This is a genomic window from Mesobacillus sp., assembly GCF_049588175.1.
Taxonomy (GTDB): Bacteria; Bacillota; Bacilli; order Bacillales; family Cytobacillaceae; genus Mesobacillus.
Map to the genome: position 1 here is coordinate 1 of NZ_JBAVFI010000731.1, position 5429 is coordinate 5429.

Annotated in this window: 4 protein-coding genes; all 4 read left to right on the top strand. The window is 44.9% G+C overall.

The annotated features are described in order from the left end of the window. Positions 1-1060: Asp-tRNA(Asn)/Glu-tRNA(Gln) amidotransferase subunit GatA (gene gatA / locus WB217_RS17805; RefSeq protein WP_423994639.1), on the top strand; the 1060-nt coding region annotated here is incomplete at its 5' end. Positions 1061-1072: 12 nt separating this feature from the next. Beyond that, a complete protein-coding gene (gene gatB / locus WB217_RS17810; RefSeq protein ID WP_423994640.1) occupies positions 1073-2500 on the top strand; it encodes an Asp-tRNA(Asn)/Glu-tRNA(Gln) amidotransferase subunit GatB in 1428 nt (475 codons plus the stop codon). Positions 2501-2905: 405 nt separating this feature from the next. Next, on the top strand, positions 2906-4543 hold the full coding sequence (locus tag WB217_RS17815; RefSeq protein WP_423994641.1) for a PTS transporter subunit IIBC: 1638 nt from the start codon (positions 2906-2908) through the stop codon (positions 4541-4543). Between the two features lie 3 nt (positions 4544-4546). Continuing rightward, positions 4547-5332, top strand: coding sequence for an endonuclease/exonuclease/phosphatase family protein (locus WB217_RS17820; RefSeq protein ID WP_423994642.1), 786 nt, complete (start codon positions 4547-4549; stop codon positions 5330-5332). Positions 5333-5429: the final 97 nt, after the last annotated feature.

The following is a 5429-nucleotide window of genomic DNA, read 5'->3' on the forward strand; positions in this document are numbered from 1 at the left end:
TGAAAACTCAGGTTTCCAGAAGACTTTCAATCCGTGGAACCTAGAAACAGTTCCAGGCGGATCTTCAGGCGGTTCAGCTGCATCGGTTGCAGCGGGAGAAGTGTTGTTCTCACTTGGGTCTGACACAGGTGGATCTATCCGCCAGCCAGCTTCTTTTTGCGGAGTTGTCGGCATGAAGCCTACATACGGACTTGTATCCAGATTCGGACTAGTAGCATTTGCGTCATCTCTTGATCAAATCGGTCCAATCACGCGCAATGTTGAAGACAATGCCTTTTTGCTAAAAGCGATCGCTGGCCACGATGAGATGGATTCGACTTCTGCAAAAGTGGACATCCCTGACTATCTAGGTTCTTTGACTGGTGATGTAAAAGGCTTGAGAATTGCCGTGCCGAAGGAATATATCGGTGAGGGTGTAAGTGAAGAGGTCCGCAAATCAGTGCTTGATGCATTGGCGGTCCTTGAAAAGCAAGGTGCGACATGGGAAGAGGTTTCACTGCCGCATTCCAAATATGCGTTGGCAACATATTACCTGCTATCTTCATCAGAAGCGTCTGCAAATCTGGCGCGCTTTGATGGCGTTCGCTATGGCTACCGTACTTCGAACGCTGAAAACCTGATTGAAATGTACAAAAAGACTCGTGCGGAAGGCTTTGGCGACGAAGTGAAGCGCCGCATTATGCTTGGTACATTCGCTCTTAGCTCAGGTTATTATGATGCATATTATAAAAAAGCACAAAAGGTACGCACGCTGATCAAGCAGGACTTTGAAAAGGTATTCGAGAAATACGATGTGATTGTTGGGCCAACGACACCAACACCAGCATTTAAAATTGGCGAAAACATCGCGGATCCATTGACGATGTACGCGAATGATATTTTAACGATCCCTGTGAACCTTGCGGGCGTACCGGCTATCTCAGTTCCATGCGGATTCGATAAAGGCCTGCCATTAGGTTTGCAGATCATCGGACGCCACTTTGATGAGAGCACTGTATACAAGGTTGCGCATGCATACGAGCAGGCAACTGAATTCCATAAACAAAAACCGCAGCTGTAAGGGGTGAAAACAATGAAGTTTGAAACGGTAATTGGCCTTGAGGTCCATGTTGAATTAAAAACAGACTCGAAAATCTTTTCGGCGAGCCCGAACCATTTCGGTGCTGAGCCAAATACAAATACAACCGTGATCGATTTAGGATACCCAGGTGTCCTTCCTGTCGTGAACAAAAAAGCGGTCGACTACGCAATGAAAGCTGCTATGGCGCTGAACTGTGAAGTCGCTGAACACACGAAATTCGACCGGAAGAACTATTTTTACCCGGATAACCCGAAGGCTTACCAGATCTCCCAGTTCGATAAGCCAATAGGTGAAAATGGCTGGATTGAGATTGAAGTGAATGGCTATAAAAAGAAAATCGGGATTACTCGTATCCATATGGAAGAGGATGCGGGAAAGCTGACTCATGGCAGCGGATATTCATTAGTCGATTACAATCGCCAGGGAACACCGCTTGTTGAGATCGTATCGGAACCCGATATAAGCACACCGGATGAGGCTTATGCTTATCTGGAAAAATTGAAGTCGATCATCCAATATACGGGCGTATCGGATTGTAAAATGGAAGAGGGTTCACTTCGCTGTGACGCCAACATTTCGATTAGGCCGGTTGGACAGAAGGAGCTCGGCACAAAGACTGAGCTTAAAAACTTGAACTCATTTAACTTCGTCAGAAGAGGCCTAGAACATGAAGAGAAGCGCCAGGAAGAGGAAATCCTCGCTGGCCGTGAAATCCAGCAGGAAACGCGCCGCTTCGATGAAGCAACAAATACAACGATTCTCATGCGTGTAAAAGAAGGTTCTGATGATTATCGTTACTTCCCAGAGCCAGACCTGCCGGATCTTTATATCGATGAAGAGTGGAAGGCAAGAGTGCGTGCGGAAATTCCTGAGCTTCCAGACCAGCGCAAAAAGCGATATGTCGAGGATATGGGATTACCTCCATATGATGCCGAAGTTTTAACAGTGACAAAAGAAATGGCTGATTTCTTTGAAGCTGCTGTAGCGGCAGAGGCTGATCCAAAGCAGGCATCGAACTGGCTGATGGGTGAATTCTCAGCGTATTTGAAGGCTGAATCAAAGGAACTTCACGAAACGGCGCTGAAACCAGAAGCTCTTGCTGGCATGATCAAGCTGATTGAAAACGGAACGATTTCCACGAAGATCGCGAAGCAAGTGTTCAAGGAACTAGTTGAGAACGGCGGCAACCCAGAACAAATCGTTAAGGAAAAAGGACTCGTCCAGATTTCCGACGAAGGTGCGTTGCTGAAGATTATTTCCGAGATTCTTGATGCCAACCCGCAATCTGTGGAGGATTTTAAAGGCGGCAAGGACAAGGCAAAAGGCTTCCTGGTCGGACAGATCATGAAAGCTACAAAAGGCCAGGCGAACCCGCCGCTTGTTAATAAATTGCTTGTCGAAGAATTGAATAAGCGATAAAAGTTGCATCAAAGGCTGGCGGAATGATTCCGTCAGCCTTTTTTGATGTTCGAAGGTATACGCTGTACATGTAAGAAATGGAGTTTGTCGAATGGGATTTTCGACAGGATATTTCCCGGGAAAGGTAAAATATAGAATTTTCAGTCATCTTTCGATTCGACATTTTACGAATCGTCAGCATAGACTGCTGCCATTCGATAAAATTTTTCATGTGCCGAGAGTTAGGGAGAAAATCGTGCAAATCTTAAAACTTTCCGCAAACGTTTGCATAAATTTTGAAAGCGTGTTATTTTAATATAACAATAAAATTAAATTGATAAATTGATAGATAAGGCTATTCGAAAATCTGCTGAAAAAATGCTTGTGGATTTAAATGAAAGCCTATACATCAAGGGAGGAAACACAATGAAGAAGTTATTATCTTTCGATTTTTGGCAGAAGTTCGGTAAAGCGCTCCTTGTTGTAGTAGCGGTTATGCCTGCTGCCGGAATCATGATTTCACTTGGGAAATTGGTCGGAATGACGGCTTCTGATATCGTTTTTCTGCAAACGATTGCACGAATATTGGAAGACATCGGCTGGGCTATTATTACGAACCTACATATCTTGTTTGCAGTAGCGATTGGGGGCTCATGGGCTAAGGAACGTGCTGGAGGTGCCTTTGCTGCGCTTATCGCTTTTATCCTGATTAACCGGATTACCGGTGCTATTTTTGGCGTCCAAGGTGATATGCTTACAAATCCTGAAGCGACTGTTAACTCACTCTTTGGACAAGAGTTAGTTGTAAAAGATTATTTCACATCTATCCTTGGTGCGCCTGCATTGAACATGGGCGTGTTCGTGGGGATCATCGCAGGTTTCCTTGGAGCTAACCTGTTCAATAAGTATTATAACTATGATAAATTGCCAAACTCACTTTCTTTCTTTAACGGAAAGCGTTTTGTGCCATTCGTCGTAATCGGCGGTTCAGTCGTTGTTGCGCTGATTCTGTCACTTGTATGGCCGTTCATCCAGGGTCTTTTGAATGACTTTGGACAATGGATCGCAACATCACGCAATACAGCGCCAATCATCGCGCCATTTATTTTCGGTGCATTGGAACGTTTGCTTTTGCCTTTCGGACTTCACCACATGCTGACGGTTCCGATCAACTATACAGAGCTAGGCGGAACGTACAAAATCCTGACGGGTTCAGGTGCTGGTTCAATTGTAGCCGGACAGGATCCGCTATGGCTTGCATGGATCGCGGACTTGAACAACTTCCATGCTGCTGGTGACACAGCCAGCTACAAGCAATTGCTGAATGATGTAACACCTGCTCGTTTCAAAGTCGGACAGATGATTCTATCAACTGCGGCATTGATCGGTATCGCGCTTGCGATGTATCGCAACGTTGATCCTGATAAGCGCACAAAGTATAAATCAATGTTCCTTTCTGCCGGTTTGGCTGTATTTTTAACAGGTGTAACGGAGCCGATTGAATTCATGTTCATGTTTGCGGCGCCTGTATTATATGTCGTGTATGCTGTTATGACAGGGCTTGCGTTCGCGATTGTTGACATCATTCACATCCGTGTACACTCTTTCGGTTTTATTGAATTAGTGACGAGAACACCGATGATCATTAAAGCTGGATTATGGCTGGACCTTGTTAACTTCGTGATCGCATGTTTAGTATTCTTCGGTTTAAACTATGGTGTAGCCAACTTTATGATCAAAAAATTCAACTTCCCGACTCCAGGCCGCAACGGCAACTACATCGAGGAAGAAAGTGCAGCTGCTTCTACTTCTGCTGTAAAGAAAGATTCACTGGCTCCAGTGCTGATTGAATTACTAGGAGGACAAGAGAATATTGAAGATGTAGATGCATGTATGACTCGCTTGCGTGTGACGGTAAAAGACCCTTCTGCAGTAGCTGGCGAGAAAGAGTGGAAGAGCAATGGTGCTCTTGGGCTGATTGTAAAGGATAAAGGGGTCCAGGCGATTTACGGACCAAAAGCTGACGTGTTGAAGTCAGACATCCAAGACCTTCTGGGGGCTTAATAGATGAAGTTACTGACGTTAAACTGCCACTCCTGGCAGGAAGACAACCAGCTTGAAAAAATAAGTATTCTGGCTGAGACGATTGCGGAGAATGGCTATGATGTTATTGCCCTGCAGGAGGTCAGCCAGCGTATCGATTCTCCAATTGCGTACGGTACGATCAGAGAAGATAATTTTGCGCTCGTGCTTGTGAAAGAGCTTCGCAAGCTGGGTGTTGAGGATTATCGCTTCACCTGGGATTTTGCTCATCTCGGTTATGAGGTCTATGAAGAGGGACTTGCGATTTTGACGAAGCATAAGATTGAAGAAGAGTATTCTTTTTTCATCTCTCGCGGTCATGACCAGAACTACTGGAAGACGAGAAAGATTGTCGGAGCAAAGATTCATGTTGATGGGCAGCCTGTTTCCTTCTATTCATGCCATCTCGGATGGTGGCATGATGAAGAGGAGCCTTTCCAGTTTCAGGCCGATTCACTTATGGAACATGTGAAAAAGGATGCTCCATTCTTTTTAATGGGCGATTTCAATAATGCTGCCTCCGTACGAGGAGAAGGTTATAAGTACCTCTTGGAAAAGGGATTGCATGATACCTTTGAACTTGCGGCTGAGAAAGATTCTGGAGTGACGATTGCAGGAGAAATCGCTGGCTGGGAAGAGAACAAGCAGGATTTGCGGATTGACCTGATTTTAGCTGGCCAGCCAGTCCAACCAAGATATTCAAGGGTGATTTTTAACGGTAAAAATAAACCAGTAGTGTCGGATCATTATGGAGTGGAAGTAGAGATTTAGGTTTTCTTACAAATGGCGATTTTCGTGGATAATATTCAGTTCGCTAATTATAGGAAAAATCTCTTTCGTGAAAAATCCTGCTTCAAAAGTGAAGTTC